19 protein-coding genes are annotated in these 20,764 nt (G+C 72.9%); 11 read left to right on the plus strand and 8 right to left on the minus strand.

Features of this window, described 5'->3' with window-relative positions; all coding sequences use genetic code 11:
• Positions 1-637: 637 nt before the first annotated feature.
• On the minus strand, positions 638-1,342 hold the full coding sequence (locus ACH5AF_RS21260; RefSeq protein WP_398903176.1) for a helix-turn-helix domain-containing protein: 705 nt from the start codon (positions 1,340-1,342) through the stop codon (positions 638-640).
• A 228-nt stretch (positions 1,343-1,570) separates the two neighbouring features.
• On the opposite strand from ACH5AF_RS21260, the gene ACH5AF_RS21265 reads away from it, so the two are divergent.
• Positions 1,571-2,176, plus strand: a complete 606-nt coding sequence (locus ACH5AF_RS21265) for a CBS domain-containing protein (protein WP_398903177.1) — start codon at positions 1,571-1,573, stop codon at positions 2,174-2,176.
• 44 nt (positions 2,177-2,220) lie between these two features.
• On the opposite strand, the gene ACH5AF_RS21270 is transcribed toward ACH5AF_RS21265, so the two are convergent.
• Positions 2,221-4,635 (minus strand): glycoside hydrolase family 65 protein, encoded by a 2,415-nt coding sequence (locus ACH5AF_RS21270; protein ID WP_398903178.1) that lies wholly within the window; start codon positions 4,633-4,635, stop codon positions 2,221-2,223.
• Positions 4,636-4,637: 2 nt separating this feature from the next.
• Complete coding sequence (locus tag ACH5AF_RS21275) at positions 4,638-5,438, minus strand: HAD family hydrolase (RefSeq protein ID WP_398903179.1); 801 nt, start codon at positions 5,436-5,438, stop codon at positions 4,638-4,640.
• Between the two features lie 262 nt (positions 5,439-5,700).
• On the opposite strand from ACH5AF_RS21275, the gene ACH5AF_RS21280 reads away from it, so the two are divergent.
• Positions 5,701-6,558, plus strand: a complete 858-nt coding sequence (locus ACH5AF_RS21280) for a universal stress protein (protein ID WP_398903180.1) — start codon at positions 5,701-5,703, stop codon at positions 6,556-6,558.
• A 749-nt stretch (positions 6,559-7,307) separates the two neighbouring features.
• Here the strand turns inward: ACH5AF_RS21280 and ACH5AF_RS21285 are convergent.
• Positions 7,308-7,607 (minus strand): DUF1876 domain-containing protein, encoded by a 300-nt coding sequence (locus ACH5AF_RS21285; RefSeq protein WP_398903181.1) that lies wholly within the window; start codon positions 7,605-7,607, stop codon positions 7,308-7,310.
• 436 nt (positions 7,608-8,043) lie between these two features.
• On the opposite strand from ACH5AF_RS21285, the gene ACH5AF_RS21290 reads away from it, so the two are divergent.
• A complete protein-coding gene (locus ACH5AF_RS21290; protein WP_398903182.1) occupies positions 8,044-8,859 on the plus strand; it encodes a transglutaminase domain-containing protein in 816 nt (271 codons plus the stop codon).
• 106 nt (positions 8,860-8,965) lie between these two features.
• Here ACH5AF_RS21290 and ACH5AF_RS21295 read toward each other — a convergent pair whose 3' ends face one another.
• The gene (locus ACH5AF_RS21295) at positions 8,966-9,259 is read right to left on the minus strand and encodes a DUF6296 family protein (protein ID WP_398903183.1); all 294 of its coding nucleotides are present in this window, start codon (positions 9,257-9,259) and stop codon (positions 8,966-8,968) included.
• Positions 9,260-9,445: 186 nt separating this feature from the next.
• On the opposite strand from ACH5AF_RS21295, the gene ACH5AF_RS21300 reads away from it, so the two are divergent.
• Positions 9,446-9,643 carry a CsbD family protein gene (locus ACH5AF_RS21300; protein ID WP_398903184.1) on the plus strand — a complete coding sequence of 66 codons (198 nt, stop codon included), beginning with the start codon at positions 9,446-9,448 and terminating at the stop codon, positions 9,641-9,643.
• A gap of 62 nt (positions 9,644-9,705) precedes the next feature.
• On the opposite strand, the gene ACH5AF_RS21305 is transcribed toward ACH5AF_RS21300, so the two are convergent.
• Positions 9,706-10,254, minus strand: coding sequence for a tellurite resistance TerB family protein (locus ACH5AF_RS21305; protein WP_398903185.1), 549 nt, complete (start codon positions 10,252-10,254; stop codon positions 9,706-9,708).
• 193 nt (positions 10,255-10,447) lie between these two features.
• On the opposite strand from ACH5AF_RS21305, the gene pgm reads away from it, so the two are divergent.
• Together pgm and ACH5AF_RS21315 are read left to right on the plus strand one after the other, a co-directional pair.
• A complete protein-coding gene (gene pgm, locus ACH5AF_RS21310) occupies positions 10,448-12,088 on the plus strand; it encodes a phosphoglucomutase (alpha-D-glucose-1,6-bisphosphate-dependent) (protein ID WP_398903186.1) in 1,641 nt (546 codons plus the stop codon).
• Positions 12,089-13,040: 952 nt separating this feature from the next.
• Entirely contained in the window at positions 13,041-13,232 is a 192-nt protein-coding gene (locus ACH5AF_RS21315; RefSeq protein WP_398903187.1) for a hypothetical protein, read from the plus strand.
• A gap of 47 nt (positions 13,233-13,279) precedes the next feature.
• Here the strand turns inward: ACH5AF_RS21315 and ACH5AF_RS21320 are convergent, their stop codons facing one another.
• Positions 13,280-14,077, minus strand: a complete 798-nt coding sequence (locus tag ACH5AF_RS21320) for a DeoR/GlpR family DNA-binding transcription regulator (protein WP_398903188.1) — start codon at positions 14,075-14,077, stop codon at positions 13,280-13,282.
• A gap of 495 nt (positions 14,078-14,572) precedes the next feature.
• Here ACH5AF_RS21320 and ACH5AF_RS21325 point away from each other — a divergent pair, with 495 nt between their 5' ends.
• The 5 genes from ACH5AF_RS21325 to ACH5AF_RS21345 all read left to right on the plus strand — a co-directional run bounded on the left by ACH5AF_RS21325 (position 14,573) and on the right by ACH5AF_RS21345 (position 19,651).
• Positions 14,573-15,523 carry an SIS domain-containing protein gene (locus ACH5AF_RS21325; protein WP_398903189.1) on the plus strand — a complete coding sequence of 317 codons (951 nt, stop codon included), beginning with the start codon at positions 14,573-14,575 and terminating at the stop codon, positions 15,521-15,523.
• Entirely contained in the window at positions 15,516-15,905 is a 390-nt protein-coding gene (locus ACH5AF_RS21330; protein WP_398903190.1) for a hypothetical protein, read from the plus strand. Before ACH5AF_RS21325 ends, ACH5AF_RS21330 begins: the two co-directional genes overlap by 8 nt.
• 119 nt (positions 15,906-16,024) lie before the next feature.
• A complete protein-coding gene (locus ACH5AF_RS21335; RefSeq protein ID WP_398903191.1) occupies positions 16,025-16,861 on the plus strand; it encodes a ketose-bisphosphate aldolase in 837 nt (278 codons plus the stop codon).
• Between the two features lie 304 nt (positions 16,862-17,165).
• A complete protein-coding gene (locus tag ACH5AF_RS21340) occupies positions 17,166-18,605 on the plus strand; it encodes a Gfo/Idh/MocA family protein (protein ID WP_398903192.1) in 1,440 nt (479 codons plus the stop codon).
• A 44-nt stretch (positions 18,606-18,649) separates the two neighbouring features.
• Positions 18,650-19,651 carry an NEW3 domain-containing protein gene (locus tag ACH5AF_RS21345; RefSeq protein ID WP_398903193.1) on the plus strand — a complete coding sequence of 334 codons (1,002 nt, stop codon included), beginning with the start codon at positions 18,650-18,652 and terminating at the stop codon, positions 19,649-19,651.
• 141 nt (positions 19,652-19,792) lie between these two features.
• Here the strand turns inward: ACH5AF_RS21345 and ACH5AF_RS21350 are convergent, their stop codons facing one another.
• Entirely contained in the window at positions 19,793-20,701 is a 909-nt protein-coding gene (locus ACH5AF_RS21350; protein ID WP_398903194.1) for an aminoglycoside phosphotransferase family protein, read from the minus strand.
• Between the last annotated feature and the right edge of the window lie 63 nt (positions 20,702-20,764).

Here is a 20,764-nt window from a genome sequence, read left to right on the forward strand (position 1 = left end):
CGAGCCGGCGGCCCCGGCGCCCCGCCCGCGCCCCCCCGCCGGGCCCGCGGGTCTGCGGCCCGGGTGGTGGTGGCCCCGCGCGGGCCCCGGCGCCGCCCCCCCCCCCCCCCCACGACCGGGTGCTCGCACTCGCGGTGCGGCTGCTGGACCTCGGGTTCTTCCGTGCGGGTGACGATCACTACATGGAAGAGATCGCGGATCCGGCCCCGTTCGGCGCCGTCGACGAGGGGGCTGCCCCTCCTCCTGCTGCTCACGGGACTGCTGGTGGTACAGGTGCTGGCGGCGTCCCGCCGCGTCGGTGCCGAGGGCCTGGAGGTGGCCGTCGGGCAGCGGGCAGATCCCGTAGCCGGTACGTGGGAGGCCGCCCGGCGGCGCGCCGCCTCTCGTGCGGTGCGGGAGGTGGTCGGGACCGGGGCCGGGACGGCCGGCCCCGGGTGCTCGCCACCCAGGGGCCGGTGGAAGCGGCGGTGCTGCGACTGCTCGCGCATGGGCCCCACCCGCGGCCCGGGGGCAGCGGAAGTCCCGCGGTGGGCCGGTACCGCAGCTCCGGTCAGTCGCAGGAAGTCCCACGGTCTCGGCCGGTGGCACAGCTCCGGTCACCGGAAGTCCCACGCTACGGCCGGTGGCACAGCTCCGGTCACCGGAAGTCCCACGGTGCGGGCGCGCCGCGCACCAGGATCCGGCGGCCCGTGACCCGTTCCGGCGTCAGGGCGATCCACACGTCCCGTTCACCGCCCGCCCACGGCACGCTGTAGGCCCGGTGCTCCAGCTCTCCTACAGCGTCCTTGTCCGTGACCGACCGGGCCCGGCCGACGATCAGCACGCTCCAGCCGCGGCTGAACGCCTCGTCGATGTGGTCCACCTCGAAGGCGATCTCCTGACCCGCCGCCTGGCCGGGCACGGCTTCGGGGGAGGTCCTGAACGCCACCTCCCCCTCGGCGACGAGGTAGTTGACCGGCAGGATCGCGGGCCCGTCCCGGCCCGCGACGGCGACGCGGCCGACCCCGTGTGCCCCGAGCAGCGCCCAGCACTCGTCCTCGGCCAGCTCCACCAGCTCGGGGCGGTGCGCGGCGCGGCCCGAGCCGGGCGGCACGTCCGCGCCGCCGCCCGTGAGCGCGGTGACGGTGGTCTCCAGGGCGTCGGCCAGCCGCAGCAGGAACCCCATGCCCGGGGTCGCGGTCTGCTCCTCCAGGTACTCGATGTACCCCGGCGCGGATCCGGCCCGCAGCGCGACGTCCTCGCGGGACAGGCCGAGCTGCTGCCGGCGGGCGGCGACCCGGCGGCCGATGTCGCCCCTCGGCACCCTCGGAGACGGGGCTCCCGCATGCGGTTTCTCGGGCATGGTGGGCACCTTCCCAGCTCGCGCTCCCGGTTCGGCTCGGGCCTGGCGCCCACGGTAGTCAGGGGAGCCGGGGGCCGCACGGCGGCGTGACCGCACGGCGGCGTGACCGCGCGTCGCCCGTCGTGACCGGCGCCCCGCCGCGACCGGTGACCCGTGCTCGGAAATACTGGTGGTGGACGACCTGTACGCAGCTGGAGGTGGAGCCATGATGCCGAGGACCGGTGCGCGATGAGACACCGCTTCGTCGCCGACCTGATGACGCCCGAGGCGGTCTTCGTCCAGCGCGGCACCACGTTCAAGGAGATCGCGCGGCTGCTCGACGAGTTCGGCATCACGGCCGTGCCCGTGATCGACGACGACGGGCGGCCCGTCGGCGTCGTGTCCGAGGCCGATCTGCTGCGCCGGCACACCAGCGGTACCGGCTCCGACACGGCCGAGGGCCTGATGAGCAGCCCCGCCGTGGTGGCGCGGCCCGACTGGAGTGCGGTGCAGGCGGCCCGGGTGATGGAGGACCGGCACATCAAGCGGCTTCCGGTGGTGGACGGCTCCGGGCGGCTGATCGGCGTGGTGAGCCGCAGCGACCTTCTCCAGCTGTTCCTGCGCCGGGACCGGGCCATCAAGGAGGAGATCGTGGAGGACGTCCTCGCCGGCACGCTGGGCGTGTCACCGGCGGCCGTCAACGTCGAGGTCGACGAGGGCCGGGTGACGCTCAGCGGCACCCTTGAGCGCAAGAGCCTGGTGCGGGTGGTCGTTCGCCTGTGCCAGAGCGTCGACGGCGTCGTGGACGTGGTCGACCGTCTCTTCTACGAGAACGACGACGCGTTCCGCACCTGAGCCGGCCGCCCCGCGGCCGGCCCCCGGGCCGGAGCCAGTCGGAGTCAGTCGGGCGGCAGCGGCAGCACACGCGACGTGCCCGGCTCCACCGCGACCGTGCGGTCGGTGACCCGTACCTCGATGGGGGAGGCGTCCGAGTCCGGTACGCCGATCTCCAGCTCCCCGGGCCGCACGCGCACCCGGACGCCCCAGTGCCCGTGGTAGCGGACGGAGAATCCGTACTCGGCGAAATCGGGCGAGGAGACGGGGTCGAACCACAGCGCCCCGCCGCGGGTCTCCATCCCCGTCAGGCCGCGGTGTACGAGGTCGAGCGTCCCGCCCATGGCCCCCAGATGCACGCCCTCCTCGGTGGTGCCGCCGTGCAGATCGGCGATGTCGCCCTCCAGCGCCTCGCGGCAGTACTCCCACGCGTCGTGTCGGCGCACCCGGGCGAGCACCCAGCCGTGGACCAGGCCGCTGAGGGTGGAGCCGTGGCTGGTGCGCCCCAGGTAGTAGTCGACGGTCCGGTGCCAGGTGTCGTCGTCCAGTTCGTAGCCGAGACGCCGGAAGACACCGCGCAGCTCGGCCGGTGAGAACAGATAGCCGAGCATCAGCACATCGGCCTGCTTGGACGCCTTGTAGCGGTTGACGGTGTCGCCCTCGGCCTCCAGGACGCGGTCGAGGCGGCGGATGTCGCCGTGGCGTGCGCGCAGTGCGGCCCAGTCCAGCTCCGCCAGGCTGCCGTAGCCGTGGAACTGGCTGATGACGCCGTCGTGGAAGGGCACGTACAGCCGTCGCGACACCTCCTCCCAGTGCTCCATCTCCGTCTCGTCGAGCAGGGTGCGCTCGCTCAGTTCGCGGCGGCGGGGTGCGGGCAGTTCCCGGACGACGTCGAGCGCATGGGCGAGCACCCAGGCGGCGGTGACGTTGGTGTACGCGTTGTCGTCGAGGCCCGGAACGCTCGCTCCCGGATACGCCTCGTGGTACTCGTCAGGCCCGACGACCCCGCGGATGCGGTAGCGCTCCATGTCCTCGTCGTAGACCGCGAAGCCGGCCCAGAACCGGGCGATCTGCGTCAGCATCTCCGCGCCCTTGGTGTGCAGGAACTCGGCGTCGCCGCTCGCCTCGCAGTACTCCCAGACGTTGTACGCGATGGCCGAGCCGACATGGTGCTGGAGCCGCGAGTGGTCGGGCAGCCAGCGGCCGGAGCGCGGGTTGAGATGCAGCTGCTGCGTCTCCTCGCGGCCGTCGCTCCCGCTCTGCCAGGGGTACATCGCCCCGATCTGCCCGGCGTCACGGGCCAGCCGCATCGCCTGTTCGAGGCGGCGGTACCGGTACATGAGCAGCGCCCGCGAGACCTCGGGGAAGTGCAGGTTCAGATAGGGCAGGACGAACAGCTCGTCCCAGAAGATGTGCCCCCGGTACGCCTCGCCGTGCAGTCCGCGGGCCGGTACGCCGATGTCGAGGTCGGCGGTGTGCGGCGAGAGGGTCTGCAGGACGTGGAAGAGGTGCAGGCGCAGGATGCGCCCGGCCTCCCCCGGCACGTCGAGTTCGCCCCTGCCCCACAGCTGCCGCCAGGCGGTCCGGTGGGACTCCATGAGTGCCTCGAAGCCGGAGGCGCGGACGACGCGGTCGACGGCGGCGTGCAGAGGGTCGCTGATAGCGAAATCCCGGGAGGTGTGCAGTGCGACGGTCTTGTCGACGGTGCGGGTGCGTCCGGGCTTGAGCCACAGTCGCATGAGTTGCACGGCTCGCAGAGGTTCGTGGGCGGTGCGCAGCCTCTCGGCCTCCGCCCGGCGCGGATCCACCGGCTCGTCGGCGGTGGTGCGGCACGCCATCCCGATGCGGATGTCGGAGGTGGTGGTGCGGCAGCGCAGCCACATCACGTCCTTCTCGCCGCCCCCGGCGTTGACGTGCACGAGGTGGTTGCCGTTGAGCTGCCGGTAGCGGGCCACGCCGCTGTTGGTCACGGAGCCGTCGAGCGCGGTCTCGACCTCGATCTCGCCGGCCCACCCCTCGGCGGTGAACTCGGTGCGCAGTACGGCGAGATGGGGGTCTCCCATGTGGACCATCCGCAGTTGACGCACGGCCAGTACCCGTCCGTCGTCCGTCGCGTACCGCAGGGTGCGCTCCAGGGTCCCGGCGTGCAGATCGAGTCGCTGACGGTGTTCGCGCAGGGCGGGGCCGTCGGGATGGAACCAGGGCGCGTCGCCGCGGGGGCTGTGCAGACGGAACCGCAGCGGCAGCCAGTTCGGCAGGTTGACCATGTCCTCGTTGACGACCTGGCGGCCGGCGACGGTGGAGGTCAGCCGGTTGTAGCAGCCGGCCGCATAGGTACCGGGGTAGTGCACGGCGTCGGCCGTGCACTCCGGGGCCGCGCCGCGGGTGGCGAAGTAGCCGTTGCCGAGCGTGCAGAGGGCCTCCCGCAGGCGTTCACCGCCGGGCGTGTAGCCGTCGTACGTCCAGATCCACTCGGGCATCGTCAGTCCTCGGGAGCGTCGGGGAGCAGTTCGGCGAGGTCGCGGACGACGAGGTCGGCGCCCTGGTCCAGCAGCGCTGATTCCGTCCCGGGGCCGGCGGTGCGGTCGACACCGACGACCAGGGCGAACCCGCCGCGCCGGCCCGCCGCCACGCCCGCCGGCGCGTCCTCGACGACGGCGCACCGGCCGGGCGGGACGCCCACCCTGCGCGCCGCCTCCAGGAAGAGGGCGGGGTCCGGTTTGCCGGGCAGCCCGAGCCGGGCGGCCTCCTGCCCGTCGATGAGGACGTCGAAGTACGGCAGGACGCCGGCGCCGGTGAGCAGTTCGCGGGCGTGGCGGGACGCCGACACGGCGGCGAGCGGCACGGACCGGGACCGCAGCGCCTTCAGCAGCCGTACGGTCCCCGGATAGGCCTCGACGCCGTGCTTCCGCAGACTCTCGGTGAACAGCCGCTCCTTGTAAGCGGCCACCGCGCTCACGGTGCCGGTGCCCGGCGGGTCGTCGGGGCTGCCGGGCGGCAGGCGGATCCCGCGGGAGTCCAGGAAGGCGGCGGCCCCGTCCATCCGGGACCTGCCGTCGACATGGCGCGGATAGTCGTCGTGGACGTCGAAGGGCCGGCGGCCCTGGGGGTCGTCCGGTGGATGGTCCTTCAGGCAGGCGTCGAAGGCGGTCTTCCACGCGGCCGCGTGGATGCGTGCCGAGTCGGTGATGACGCCGTCGGTGTCGAGGACGACGGCCTGTGCGTCCTGCCAGCCGGGACCGGTGCCGCGGCCCGGCCCCGCGGCGCCCTTGTCCACGGTCATGGCGGTCCTCCCTGTCCCTCTCCGGCCGCCCCGGCCGCGCGGGGGCGGCCAGACGTGATCAGGATCGCCGGGTACCCCCTCCGGCGCCCGCCGAACGGCGTCCCCCGGGCCTGGCCGTGCGTCAGGCATCGGACCGGGCCCATACGCATGACTGCGGTGGTGCCCGGTGGTGCCGTCGAGCGCTCCGGAGCGGGAGGCTGGAAGGTGGCCGCAGGAACGATCCGAGGAAGGCCGCAGGAGCGATCCGAAGGAGGAAGCAACCATGACCGGGCATGTGACCGTCGGTCTGGACAACTCGCCAGAGAGTCTCGCGGCGGCCCACTGGGCGGCCCGGGACGCCGCGCTGCGCGGTGCGGACCTGCTCCTGGTGCATGTGGAGGAGTGGCCGCTGCCCGTGGCCGTGGCCATGCCCACGGTCACCCGCGAAGACCACCGCGTCTGGGCGGACAGGCTGCTGGACAGCGCGGTCGGCGAGCTGCGGCGCGCCCACCCCGGGCTCCGGATCTCCACGCGCCGGACGTCGGGGCGGCCGGCCGGCGCACTCGCCGTCGAGGCCGCCGACGCGGAGCTGCTGGTGCTCGGCTCACGGGGGCTGGGGACCGTGATGGGTGCGCTCATGGGCTCGATCGGTCTGGCGACCATCGCGGCGACGACGACGCCGGTCGTCGTCGTACGGGCCCACGGCCGCGACGGCGGGCACGGCCCGGACAGGAACGTCGTGGTCGGGGTGGACCTTCACCGGCCTGCCGATCCGGTGCTCGCCTTCGCCTTCGGCGAGGCGGCCCGGCGCGGATGCACCCTGCGCGCCGTGCACGGCTGGAAGCTGCCGCTCGGGTTCGCCCACTCCGACGACGCCCGGGCCGAGGCCGAACGCGAGACGGCCGCGGCGTTGGGCGCGGTACTCCTGCCCTGGCGGCAGCAGTACCCGTCGGTGGCGGTGGTGGAACGGCCGGTGATGGGCGCCGGTGCGCAGGCACTGGTCGACGAGGCCGCGAACGCGGGGCTGGTGGTGGTCGGCCGCCACGTCCGCCACGCTCCCCTGGTCCCCCACATCGGCCACGTGGCGCATGCGGCGATGCACCACTGCACGGCACCGGTGGCGGTGGTGGCGCACGAGTGACAGCGGGGCTGCGGTGCTCTGGGCCGAGGGTCGACGACATGCGCCGACACCGTCAGGCACAACGGCGGGCGGCGCGGGTGGGCGGCTCGCGGAACGGGTCGCCGTAATCGCCCCCGGGCGCAGGAGCCTTCATCACTCATGACATGACGGCGGCGCTCACCGCATGCCCCCGGATCGGCGGGTGGGCGCGCCGTCGCCACGCACCGGGCCGCGGGGGGCCATGAGCGTGAGCAACCGTGGCGCGCACGACTGACGAACGGCATCGCAGCGCGGGGCCCCTCGTCGCCAGGGCCGCGGACGACTCGCGACGGCGCGGGGCGCGGGTAACGGCCGCCGTCGACCGCCCGGCCATGGCACGGCCTTGCGGTCCACAGGTCCCCGGGTGCGTCCAGCCGTCACGCCCGGGCCACCGGTTCACGGCGCGTGTCGCACCCTCACGGGTGACTGGCGGACGGCACCGACAGGCGGCGCGCGGGTACGGGCCACCGTCGACCGCCCGGCCATGGGCACGACCCTGCGGTCCACAGGACCACCGGTGCGTCCAGCCGTCACGCCCGGGCCACCGGTTCACGGCGCGTGTCGCACCCTCACGGGTAACTGGCGGACGGCACCGCCAGGCGGCGCGCGGGCTCATGGCGTCACTGACGGCACGCCCTGCCAACGCTCCGGCCCGCGCGCGGGCCGGAGCCCACAGCATGCGGGCACCGGCCGTCACGTCCGACGGGGCGGCGCAGCCGCCCTCGTCACCCTCACGGGGTGGTGTAGGGCCAGCCGTACCCAGTGCCCGGTGGGTCGCCGTTGTCGGCGCCGACCGCTTCGAGGTCGCGGTCCGCGGCCTTCATCAGTTGCCGTGTGAGGCTGTGCATCGCGCGGGCGGCCGCCAGCTCGTCACCGATCTCGGGGACGTCCACGTCCTGCGGGTTGCGGTGGGCCGTGCCGTGTCCGGTCATCCTGGTGGTGCCGGTGTCCAGCACCGCTTGTGCCTTCGTGGTGCCGTCCTCCTCGGAGAGGAGGATTCTGACCTTCCACTCCAGCGTCCTGGTGGTCATGGCGCACACTCCCGGCCTGTCGGAGATCCTGCTTCCAGGATCCGTCCCGGCCGGCGCTTCGGCGAGGGGGTCACTCCCGCGGCGGTCCGCCGACGCCACGTGAGGCGGCCCGCGTCCGGTTCCACCCGGCCGGCTCCGCGGCACCCCCGCTGCTGCGGGCGACGGGCCGGCCGAGGAGGACTCCGGTCAGGACCAGGAGGAGGCCGCCCAGTTGTCGGCCGGCCGGACGCGAGCTGATCGACCGGGCCTTCACCGACCACATGCGCAACGAGCGCGAACTCCTCGGCGCACTGACGCCGCAGGAGGCCGCGCGGTTGGAGAAACTGCTCACGGGATGGCTGAGCCGAGTGGAACCGCCGACCGGCCCGTGAGTGCGTCGCGTACGTTTCGGTAACCTGCTGCGGGGGCCGCACCGGCGGCGGGCACAATGTCCGCCATGACGAGTTCGATACTGCGGCCGCGTGGCCGGGTCCGTACCGCTGCCCCCGACGACAGGACCGCGGACGGGAGCACGGCGCCGACGCGGATCCTGGACTGGCGCCATCCGCGCGTCGGCGAACTGCTCGGCAGCCTGGGCACCGTGCCCGCGGGGGTCCCGGCCCACGACGACGCCCGGACGTCCGCCGGGCAGCGGGTGGAGGCTCTGCGCCGGGCGCACCGCAGGATCTCGGCGACCGTGCGTCCGGTGTACTCGGTGCAGGACGAGCGTCCCGTGTCGGAGGTGCTCCGGCGCGGCCGCGGGTCGTGCAGCCAGCGGCTCGCCGTCCTCGAGGCGGTCGCGCGCGCGGGCGGTGTCGCCACCCGGGTCCGCGGCCTGCTCGTGGACGGGGCGCTGTGGTATCCGCGGTTTCCGCGGATGCGGCGGCTCGTCCCGGACCACGTGTTGCTCGCCTGGCCTGAGTTCCTGATCGACCCGGCCGCCGGTCCGGACGGAGGGTGGCTGCCGGTCTCCGAACTCTTCGGCGGCCTCGCGGAGTTGAGCAGCCGTCCCGGCGGCGGCTTCACCAACGCGGGCGCCGAGACGCTGTTCGAGGCCCTGTCCCGTACGGCGATCGACTGGGACGGGGACACGGCCTGCCCGACGGACGCCGTGGCCTGTGACCTGTCCGCCCATGTCGTCGCTGACCTGGGCCGTTTCGACTCGCGCGACGACCTGTTCACCCGGCACGGCCAGACGCTGTGCAAGGCGGCGCGCCTGGTGGCCGAGCCCGTGATGGGCCGCCGTGCCGCGGGGGCCGCCTCGGCAGGTTGACGCCGGGCGGACTGCCGCCCACCCGTGCCGGACGGCCCAGGTGGGCGGCCCAGGTGGGCGCAAGCGCCGCCCACCCGCTGCATTCTTCGCTGCCGACCCGCGGCTGTCAGGCAGCCGCCGGCTGACCGGTCCGCCCGTCGGACGGGGTCTGCGGCGGGGGTCCGGCCCGGTCGGGACCCGGGACCCGGGCGAGCACCGGGAAGTGGTGCGCCTGGTGTCCCCCGCTGGCCAGCATCCTCACCTCGCCCCGGTTGCTGATCTCCGCGCGCACGATGCCGGTGTCGTCCTCGTAGACCGGGTACCCGCCCGCTCCCGACCGCTCGGTGCGGCGGACCACGACGACGTCGTCCTCGACGGCCGACGCCTGGAACACGAGTTCATACGTCTCAGGACTGTTCATGAAAGCCACCGCCTTCTTCCATCGTGGCTCGCGCGGGTGGACATCGCCTCCCGGGACGGCGGATCGAAAGGTCTGGTCGCGCCGTGACCTGCCGCTCCGCATGCATGTCGTCCACAAACTGGGTACCCGCAGGGTGTCGTTTCACTCGACCGCGGATGTGCGGTCGCCGACACACGGGAGCGCATCATGGCGAAGGCGAAAGGCTCGGGCGCGGACAAGCTCAAGGGCAAGGCCAAGGAAGCGCTGGGCAAGGTCACGGGCGACGAGAGCCTGAAGGCAGAGGGCCGCACGGACCAGGCGAAGGGCAAGGCCAAGAAGGCCATGGAGAACGCCAAGGAGCGGGCACGCGGCACTGACCGATCCCTGAGGGATAAAGAAAGCTGACACACCCGTGCTTCGCCGCCGCCCCTGCCCGGGGCGGCGGCGAAGCAGGGCTCACCGGCCGGTCACAGGCCGAATTCGCCGGGTGACAGTCCCAGCACGGAGCAGGCCTCCCTCAGGACCTGCTCCTCGGCCGGTGCGACGTATCCGTCCGCACCCGCGACCACGAAACCGGTCTGGATCACGGCGCGCGCCTCCGCCGGCTTCTTCGCGGCCTTGGCGACCTCCTGCAGAGCCTCGTTCTTACCCTGCTGGAAATTGAGGGCCAGCTGGTCGACGTGCTTGGTGAACCGCTGCCGCAGCTGCTCCGCCGGGAAGTTCTGCAGGACGTCGTTGCTGAGGATCAGTGACTCGACGTGCTGCCTCTCCGCCGGGTCGACATGCCCGTCGGCGGCGGCCACGAGCGCGCACATCGCCATGCTGGCGTCCCGGTAGGCGCCGCTCTTCAACTCGGCCTTCAACGAGGTGAGCTGCGACTTCAGCGTGGTCACCAACTGGGCTCGGGAGCCGCCCGAGGAGCCACCGGGCCTGCCATGTCCGCCCGGGCCCCGCACGCCCTGGGACTGCTGCTGCAGACCCCTGGCCTGGTCCTTGATCCGATCCCACATCGCCACTCGTGCCACCTCGGCTTCTGCCCGTGTCGTTCCGGTCCGTGCTCGGCGCGTTTCCGCGCGTCACCATGGCAACGCCTGCCCACCCCGTGAAGTTCCGGCCCGGCCGCCACGACCCGCCCCGGTCGGGCCGTCTCGCGCCGCCCGGCTCGGTGCCGCCACACTGAACGCACGGACGACGTGGAGGAGTGGACGGATGCCGAACGAGCGCGCGGGGCAGCAGGCGCGGCCGGAGGACCTCATCGACGTGGCGCGGCTGGTGACCGCGTACTACGCCCTGCACCCCGATCCGGCGGACCCGGCCCAGCGTGTCGCGTTCGGCACGTCGGGGCATCGCGGGTCCTCCCTGGCGACGGCCTTCAACGAGGACCACATCGCCGCGACGAGTCAGGCGATCTGCGAGTACCGGTCGCTTCAGGGCATCGACGGGCCCCTGTTCCTGGGCGCGGACACCCATGCGCTGTCCGAGCCCGCGCGGGTGACCGCCGTCGAGGTCTTCGCGGCCAACGGCGTGACCGTGCTCCTCGACTCGGCCGACGGCTACACGCCCACACCGGCCGTGTCGCACGCCGTCCTCGCCCACAACCGGACGCGTCCGGCCGGGCGGGCGGACGGCGTGGTGGTCACGCCCTCGCACAATCCACCGTCGGACGGCGGCTTCAAGTACAACCCGCCGAATGGCGGGCCGGCCGGGTCGGATGCGACCGGCTGGATCCAGGAGCGGGCGAACGAGATCATCGGCGGCGGGCTGAAGGACGTGCGGCGGCTGTCCTACGCACGCGCCCTGGCTGCGGAGACGACGGGCCGGTACGACTTCCTGGGCTCGTACGTGCGCGACCTGCCCTCGGTGCTCGACCTGGACGCGGTGCGCTCCGCGGGCGTCCGGATCGGTGCGGACCCGCTGGGCGGGGCGTCGGTGGCGTACTGGGGTCGTATCGCCGAGGAGCACCGGCTCGACCTGACCGTGGTGAACCCGTACACCGACCCCACCTGGCGGTTCATGACGCTCGACTGGGACGGCAGGATCCGGATGGACTGCTCGTCGCCGTATGCGATGGCCTCGCTGATCGAGGCCCGGGACCGCTACGCCATCGCCACCGGGAACGACGCGGACGCCGACCGGCACGGCATCGTCACCCCGGACGGCGGGCTGATGAATCCCAACCACTATCTCGCGGTCGCCATCGGCCATCTCTTCCGCCACCGCGATCAGTGGCCCGCGGGCGCGGCCGTCGGCAAGACGCTGGTGTCGTCCGGGATGATCGACAAGGTGGCCGCGGATCTCGGCCGGGAGCTGGTGGAAGTGCCCGTCGGCTTCAAGTGGTTCGTGGACGGGCTGGCGGACGGCACGCTGGGCTTCGGCGGGGAGGAGTCCGCCGGCGCCTCGTTCCTGCGCCGCGACGGATCGGTGTGGACCACCGACAAGGACGGCATCGTGCTCGCCCTGCTCGCCTCGGAGATCCTGGCGGTGACGGACCGGACGCCGAGCGAGCACTACGCGGCCCTCACCGCCCGGTTCGGGGAACCGGCGTACGCACGTGTCGACGCCCCGGCCACGCGGGAGGAGAAGGCGGTGCTGAGCCGTCTGTCCCCGGACCAGGTGACGGCGGGCACGCTCGCCGGGGAGGCGGTCACCGGCGTGCTCACCACGGCGCCGGGCAACGGCGCCGCGATCGGCGGCATCAAGGTGACCACGGCCAACGCCTGGTTCGCGGCCCGCCCTTCGGGCACGGAGGACGTCTACAAGGTGTACGCCGAGTCGTTCATGGGCCAGGACCACCTGGCCCGTGTGCAGGAGGAGGCGCGCGCGGTCGTCTCTGCGGCACTGGCCGGCTGACGTCGCCGCCCACGGCCCCGCCACGCCGTCCGGGTCCGGGTGCGGCGCGGCGGGGCGAATACGGGGGTTGCCGTTCAGGGCGGGGGCGGCGAACGCGGCGCCGGAGCTCCATTCGCCGGTACCCAGCATCAGCGCCGCGGCCCCTGCGCCGCCGAGGCCGAGCAACTTCCGCCGGGATAGGGGATGTACGCCCACGGGGTCCTCCTTGGCTGTTCGGTGTGAACCGCCAGAACCCTCTTGCCGGTTGGTGACCCACGGCCGCCGCCGACGTGGCCGGTGCCCGAGAAGTGCGTGAACATGACAGGGAATTTGGCACAGGTCACCGTGCCGTCCCCGCTTCGTTGCCCTGGTGTTCGCCGCCGCTCGGACCGTCGTTCACATGGATCCGTCGGCCCCGGACGTGTCCGCGAGGGCCGGGCAGCCCTCATGACAGGCCGCCGCCCCGGGGGCGTCTCTGGTGGTCGCACGCCGGGGGTCGATGCTGCGGGAGTGGCTCCACTGCCCGGTGTCCATCGAGAACGGCGTCGCCTTCACGGTGCTCGGGGAACAGTGACGGGGCGGCGGGGCCGACACGGGGCGGAAGACGGCTCCGACAGCCACGTGTTCATCCGGTGGGGAAGCAGGATCGGCACCGGGACGTTCATCAAGGCCGCCCCTACCGGGGCAGTTCAGCAGCCGCCGGCGAGCTGGGGTTCATCGACCTTTCCTGGACCCGGACGCCCCGGTCGGCCCGCGTCCGGCCGACGGCAGGGGCTGTTCGAGCCCCTGGTGGGCGCGGCGGCGATCCACCGGCTCGCCCTCGAGCGGGTGTCCCGGCGGCGGCGACGACATCGCGCCGCTCGTCGATGCAGTGGCGGCCGGGACCGGGCGGCCGTGGCGAGGGGGGACCGCGCGGCGACGCGTTTCACCCGGGGCCTCGCGGCCGTGACGCTGGTGCTCGACCCCGGCCCGGGTGGTGATCGGCAGCGTCTCCGGCGCGGGCCAGGTGCTCCTCGAACCGGTCCGCGGGCAGTTGCGGCTCCACACCCTGGTGCCGGTGACGGTGCGGGCGTCGGTGCTCGGTGAGCAGGCGGTGGCGTACGGCGTCGTGCGCCATGCCCTCGATGCCCTCGATGCCGCCGAGGGACGGATGACGGCCGGCTGACCGTCGCCGGCCGCCCGCGGCGCAAGCCGGGGCCGGGCCCGCCGGTGTCAGACGGCGATGACCTTGACGCCCGCGTCGACCAGGCGGGCCGAGGTCTCCGCGGAGATGTTGGCGTCGGTCACGAGGACGTCGATGCGGTCGAGTCCGCAGATCCGGGCGAAGGCGCGCATGCCCAGCTTGGACGAGTCGGTCACCACGATCACCCGGTGCGCCCGCTCGGCGAAGAGCCTGCTGACGCTGGCCTCGTCCTCGTGGTGCGCCATGATCCCCAGCTGCGGGTCCACGCCGTCGACACCGAGGACGACCGCGTCCAGCACGACCTCGTTGAGGACGCCCATGGTCAGCGGGCCGACGAGCTCATAGGTCTGCGGGCGGGCGACCCCGCCGGTGGTCACGATCTTGATCTGGGGACGCACCGCGAGCTCCCCCGCGATGTTGAGTGCATTGGTGACCACGGTGAAGGCGGGTGAGGGTACGCCGGTGGTCTCGCGCTGACCGCCGCTCGCCCGCAGCGCGAGCGCTCGGGCGACCTCGGTCGTGGTCGTCCCGCCGTTGAGCCCCACCACCTCGCCGTCGCCGATGAGGTCGACGGCCGCCGCGGCGATCCGCTGCTTCTCCGATGCGTGCCGCGAGGACTTGTAGCGCAACGGCAGTTCGTAGGAGACGCCGTGCGCGATCGCGCCGCCCCGGGTGCGGACGAGCATCTGCTGTTCCGCCAGCTCGTCGAGGTCTCTGCGGATGGTCGCGCTGGACACGTCCAGCGCGCCGGCGGCCTCCTCGACATCCAGGCGTCCCTCGGCGGCCAGCAGCTCCAGCAGCGCACTCCAGCGCTCGCGCTTGGACATCGTCGGACTCCTTGTCGCCTGTGCAATCCGCCCCTGAGCTGCAACTGATCGTACTGGGGACGCCGCTGATGGGGGCAGGCCGGCGGCCCGGCGGCCATCCACCCCTCAGCCTTTTCGCTCACTTCTGCGTGAAACTAAGGAGAAATGAACAACTCTTGACAGGCGCGGCCACAGTGCGGCACCGTCCTCAGTACAAGGGATCCCTGTTCATCGCCGCGTGGAGTTCGTCGTGGGCCTGACGCTGTCGGCGGTTCCCGGGAGCCGGCCCCCTGACCGTCGGCATCAACGACCGTCGGCATCAACAGCTTCATCGGCGATTACACCGTGCAGTGGAACTCTCTCTTCGCCGGCTCGGTCATCGCCGTCGTGCCCGTCGTCGTGCTGTTCGCTGTCATCGAGCGCAAAGTGGTGTCCGGACCGACCGCTGGATCCGTCAAGTAACGGGCCCGCGCCCCCCATCCGCCAACTCGTCCATTACAGCAAGGAGTTCATCCCATGAGCGCCCAGGACGCCTCCCGTACATCGGTCGAGATCGCCTCCCAACCCGGCACCTGGAGGCGAGCGGCCGAGTCCGTCGGCTCGCTGAGCGGCGTCCTGCCCCGCCGCGGCGAGCGCGTCGCCGTCGTCGGCTGCGGCACCTCCTGGTTCATGGCCCTCGCCTACGCCTGGCTCCGCGAGGCCGGCGGCCACGGCGAGACCGACGCCTTCGCCGCCTCCGAGTTCCCCGCCGGGCGCGCCTACGACCGTGTCCTCGCCATCACCCGGTCCGGCACCACCACCGAGGTCCTCGACCTGCTCACCGCGGCGAGGGGCACCGTCGCGACCGCGGCCCTCACGGCGGACCCCGCCACCCCCGTGATGGACGCCGCCGCCGCAGTCGCCGTCCTGGACTACGCCGACGAGGAATCGGTGGTGCAGACCCGGTTCGCCACGACCGCGCTCGCCCTGCTGCGCGCCCACCTCGAGGCGGAGAACGCTCTGCCGGCCGGGGTGCCGCCCCTGGCGAGGGCCGTCGAGGACGCCGAACGCGCCCTTGCCGAACCGATCAGCGCCCAGGTGCGCGCGGCCGAACAGGTCACCTTCCTGGGCACCGGCTGGACCTACGGGCTCGCGCTGGAGGCCGGGCTCAAGATGCGTGAGGCCGCCGGGGCGTGGACCGAGGCGTACCCGGCGATGGAGTACCGCCACGGGCCGATCAGCATCACCGGCCCCGGGCGTGTCGCGTGGCTGTTCGGCCCGGCGCCCGCCGGACTGGCCGACGACGTCGCACGGGTCGGCGGCACGTTCGTCGCCGGGTCCGGGGACGCGGCCGGTGCCCTCGACCCGCTGGCGGACCTCGTACGGGCGCAGCGGCTGGCCGTGCTGCTCGCCGAGGCACGCGGCTACGACCCCGACCGGCCCCGCAACCTGACCCGGTCCGTGATCCTCGAGGGCAGCCATGCCTGAGCCGCACGGCCCGCGCGACTGCGTCGTCGCGCCGGACGTGGGCGGCACCGGCATGAAGGGGGCGCTGCTCCACCGGACGCTGACGCCGTCGGCCGCGCTCAGCAGGCCGACGCCCCGCCGGGCCGGGCCGGAGGCGGTCGTTGGCGAGATCGTCGCCGCGCTGCACGAGCCGGTGTCCCAGGCCGCCGCACGGCAGCTGACGGTGCGGCAGGCGGTGACGGTGGCGCCCGGCATCATCGACGAGGAGGCCGGGCGGGCGGTGTACTCGGCCGACCTCGACATCCGGCCGGCACCGCTGACGCCTGCGTCGCCGACCTCGCCGCCCTCGCTCCCCTCGCCGACGTCGGCGATCCGTGGCCGCGGATCCTGCGGGCGGCCATGACGCTCTCGGCGGCCGCGGTCCTGTCCTCCGTCCGGCTCCCCCGGCCGGCGATGTCGCGGCCGGCGCCCTCGATCCGTTCCGTTACCAGCGTCTTCTGACCAGCCTCGTGGAGAACACCCATGCCCCTCACGTCCGCTGACGAGATCGTCGGTCCCGCACGCGCCGCCACCTCGGGTGTCGGCGCCTTCAACGTCGTGCAGATCGAGCACGCAGAGGCCATCGTGGCGGGCGCGGAACGCGCCGGTCTGCCCGTCGTGCTCCAGATCAGCGAGAACACCGCCCGCTACCACGGCTCGCTCGCGCCGATCGGGCTCGCGTCCCTGGCCCTCGCGCGGGCGGCGAGCGTGCCGGTGGCGGTGCACCTCGACCATGCGGAGTCGGCCGCACTGGTCCACGAGGCGGTCGAACTCGGCTTCACCTCGGTCATGTTCGACGCCTCCACCCTGCCCTACGCGGCGAACGTCGAGGCGACACGGGCCGTCACGGACCACTGCCACCGGGCCCAGGTGTGGGTGGAGGCCGAGCTCGGCGAGGTCGGCGGCAAGGAGGGTGCGCATGCGCCCGGTGTGCGCACCGATCCGGACGAGGCGCGCGCGTTCGTCACGGCGACCGGCGTGGACGCCCTGGCCGTCGCCGTCGGCAGCTCGCACGCGATGCTCACCCGCGACGCCGTCCTCGATTTCGCGCTGATCTCCCGGCTGCGGTCGGCGATCGACGTGCCGTTGGTCCTGCACGGTTCGTCGGGCGTCGGCGACACGGATCTCGCCAAGGCGGTCGCGGCGGGGATGACCAAGGTGAACATCTCCACCCACCTCAACAAGCTCTTCACCCGGACCGTCCGCGAACAACTGGACGCGGCGCCGGAGGTGGCGGATCCCCGCAAGTACCTCGGTCCTGCCCGCCGGGCGGTGGAGTGGGAGGTGGCCAGGCTCCTGGGCGTGCTCGTGGGCGGCTGACAGCCCTGCGCGACGCAGGTCCACACGACAGTGCGATGGACAATCTGCCGCCGTGTCAAGGCTTTCGGATCGGTCTCTTCGACTCCCCGTCGCGTTCGTGCAGGCGGCGGGGAGGCCGGGGTCAGGGGCGGGGGCCGTCCCAATATGCCCACGCGTTCGTCGCTGCACGCAGTGCTTGTTCACCACACGCACAATGCCTGTTTCTGTTTACAACTTCGTTCTTGCAAGCATCTATTGACATGCCTGCGGCAGTCCCGTCAGAGTCGTCCCACCAGTGATGCCGACCCCTTGTCTGGAGTTCGTCATGCCTGAAGTCCCCGAAGTCTCCCGGCGTTCGGTACTGGGAGGCGCCGCTGCGGGCGCGCTCGCCGTCGGTCTCGGAGCCGGCGCGTCGTCCCCGGCGCTCGCCGCGCCGGCCGCCGACGCCGCCGAGGTCCCCACGCCGAGCCGCCGAGCCGGTCAGACCTCCATGATCAACGTGCCGTACGCGGAACACCGCACGGTCCGGGTCGCCGTCATCGGTCTCGGCAACCGCGGCAACGGGATGAGCAAGGGGTGGTCCGTCGTTCCCGGCTGCCGGGTGACCGCCGTCTGCGACATCCGCTCCGATCGCGTGAAGCGTGTCGCGGACGACCTGGTCAAGGCGGGCAAGCCCCGCCCGGCCGAGTACGGCGGCACCGCCGATGCGTACGCCCAGATGCTGGGGCGCGACGACATCGACCTCGTGTACATCGCGACGCCGTGGGAGTTCCACTACGAGCAGGGCCGGGCCGCGCTGCTCGCGGGGAAGCACGTCATCGTCGAACTCCCCATCGCCACCACGCTCGACGAGCTGTGGGACCTGGTCGACACCTGCGAGCGGACCCGCCGGCATCTGATGCTCGCCGAGAACTGCTCGTACGGGCGCAACGAGCTGGCGATGCTCAAGATGGGACACGAAGGCGTGTTCGGCGACATCACCAACGGGCACGGCGGCTACCTGCACGATTTGCGCGCCCTGCTCTTCTCCAACACGTACTACACGGACTCCTGGCGACGCCTGTGGCACACCCGCAGCACGGCGTCCTTCTACGCCATGCACGGACTCGCGCCGATCGCGGCGGCGATGGACATCAACCGCGGCGACCGGATGACGACGCTGCGCGCCACCGCCACCGCCCCGAAGGGGCTGGCCGACTACCGCGAGCGATTCGTTCCCAAGGAGCACCCCTCCTGGAGCGAGACGTACATCAACGGCGACCTCGTCACGTGCATGATCGAGACAGCGGGGGGCCGGACGATCCGGGCAGAGCACGACGTCAGCTCACCCCGCCCGTACAGCCGGATCAACACCATCGCGGGCAGCCGCGGCATTTTCGAGGACTACGCGGGCACCTCCTCCACCGGCGGCCGTGTCTACTTCGAGCCCGACCACGGCGGACACGCATGGCGCGACTTCCTGCAGTACCGCAAGGAGTTCGACCACTGGCTCTGGAAGAAGATCGGTGACGACGCCGCGAACAACGGCGGCCACGGCGGCATGGACTACGTCCTGCAGTGGCGCACGGTGCAGCAGATGCGGGCCGGTCTGGTGCCGGACATCGATGTGTACGACTCGGCGGCCTGGTGTTCACCGGTCCCGCTGAGCGTCATGTCCCTGGAACGCAAGGGCAGGCCCGTGGCGATGCCCGACTTCACGCGGGGCGCCTGGGTGAACCTGCGCGGCGGACTCGACTCGCGCATGACCGAGATGCCGCCGGTGTGACCCTCCGCCCTCCCCGTTCACCTTCGGACAAGGAGCGAGCAGCGATGTCCCTGCTTCTGACCGCGCCACGAAGAGCCGTGGCCGCCCTGGCGGTGTCGGCCGTGGCGTTCACCGCCGTCCCCGCGGCCGCCGCACCGGCCGCCGAGGAGCCGCCGCCCGCGGCTCACACCGAGGTGGCCATCTCCCCCGTCGATCTGAACGGCCCGGCCATCTCGGCGGTCAAGGTCACCGTCACCAACGCGGGGCCGGACCGCATGCGACGCCTCAGGGTGGCCTTCGAAGGTCCCGCCGGGTGGGCGGTGCAGCCCGCCCTGCGCAGCGTCGACGGCTCGTACGCACCGGGCGCCGACGCCACGGCGGAGTTCAGGATCCAGGTGCCGGAGCCCCGCTCCGGCTTCACGATGCGCACCTTCACCGCCACCGCCACCTACAAGGGCGGCGACGGCGAGGGCACCGCCACCGGCACCCGGGTGCAGCGCTCCGGTCCGGTCCTGGCCCGCCTGGCGGATGCGTACAACAACGTCGGCATCACCGACGAGAACAACACCGGGCCCGGCGACTACGACGGTGAGGGCAACAGCTTCTCCGCGCAGAAGCTGGCGGACGTCGGGCTCACGCCCGGAGCGGCGGTGACCGCCCTGGGAGCCCGGCTGACCTGGCCGTCCGCCGTCCCGGGCACCAAGAACAACGTGGCGGGCACCGGACAGGCGGTGCGTCTCGACGGCAAGGGCAGCCGGCTGGTGTTCCTCGGCTCGGGCGTCACCACCGGGGCCACCGGCACGGCCACGGTGATCTACACCGACGGGTCCGGCACCAGTGGCGCGGTGGGCTTCCCCAACTGGTCCTTCCAGGAGGCCACGGAGCACGGCGCGACGCTGGTGAAGTCGACGAACGGCCGCAACCGGCCCGACGGTTACGGCAACGCGGGCATCGCCTACCGAGTCTTCGCCAACTCGATCCCGCTCGATCCCGCGAAGACGGTCGAGGTGGTCGTGCTGCCGGCCAACGCAGGCGTCCACCTGTTCGACATGGCGGTCGCCCCGTAGCACCACGGGCCGCGCTGTACGCCTGGCCGGCGGAGTGCAGCCCTCCGCCGGCCGGCGTTCATCGGCTGCTGTGCGGTCACCGCGGCTCGAAGTCCTGCCCGGGGGCCGGCGGCGCACCGGCTGCGGTGGCGCCTTGTCGTCTCAGCCCGCCGCGGCCTGGTACTCCGCCAGGGCTTCGCGCAGCGCGCGGCGGCCCACGGTGGCGAGCACGGGGTTCTTGACCCGGTAGTAGTGCTCCGTCACCAGCCCCCAGGACAGCGCCCAGCCGCGGCCGCGTGCCCACGTGGCGTCGTCCACCTCGGCCGCCTCGCGGAACAGATCCCGGGTCCCGGCCGTGAGCAGCGTCCAGGCGGCCATCATGTCGCAGGCGGGATCCCCGACGCCCACGCAGCCGAAGTCGATGACGGCGCTGAGCCTGCCCGCCCGGACGAGCAGGTTGCCCGGCAGGAGGTCGCTGTGGACCCATACGGGATCGCCCGTCCACTGGGGCAGCCGCAGGACCTCCTCCCAGGCCGCCGTCGCCGCCTCCGCGTCCACCGTGCCGTCCGCGCCCAGGTCGCGGATGGCCGCCCGGACCTCGTCATCGCGCGTACGAACCGGGCCGCCGCGGAAGGACGCCGGACCGCCGGCGGCGTCGACCGTGCGCAGGGCCGCGCCGAACCGGCCCAACTCCATGGCGGTCTCCGCGACATCGGCGACCGGCTCGTCGAACGCGTTCGCGCCGTCGAGCCACCGGTAGACCGACCAGGGCAGCTCGTACCCCTCGCCGGGAACGCCCTTGCCGAGGGGTACGGGCACGGCCAGCGGAAGATGCGGGGCGAGGAAGGGCAGCCAGCGCTGCTCCTTGTCGACCTGTCGCGCCGCGTCGGGAATGCGGGGCAGGCGGACGACCAGGTCGCTCCCCAGCCGGTACATGGCGTTGTCGGTGCCCGCGGAGGGGACCTTCGTGACGGGCAGATGCGCCCAGCGGGGGAACTGCGCGGCGACCAGCCGGCCGACGAGTGACTTGTCGATGTCGACCTCGTCGGCATGCATCTTCACGCTGGACATGGACCTCCTCGGCCGGGGTTCATCAGTGGCGGCGTGCGTGTACACGTCACGGCCGCCCGGGAA

The organism is Streptomyces sp. NPDC018833 (assembly GCF_044390825.1).
Lineage (GTDB): Bacteria > Actinomycetota > Actinomycetes > Streptomycetales > Streptomycetaceae > Streptomyces.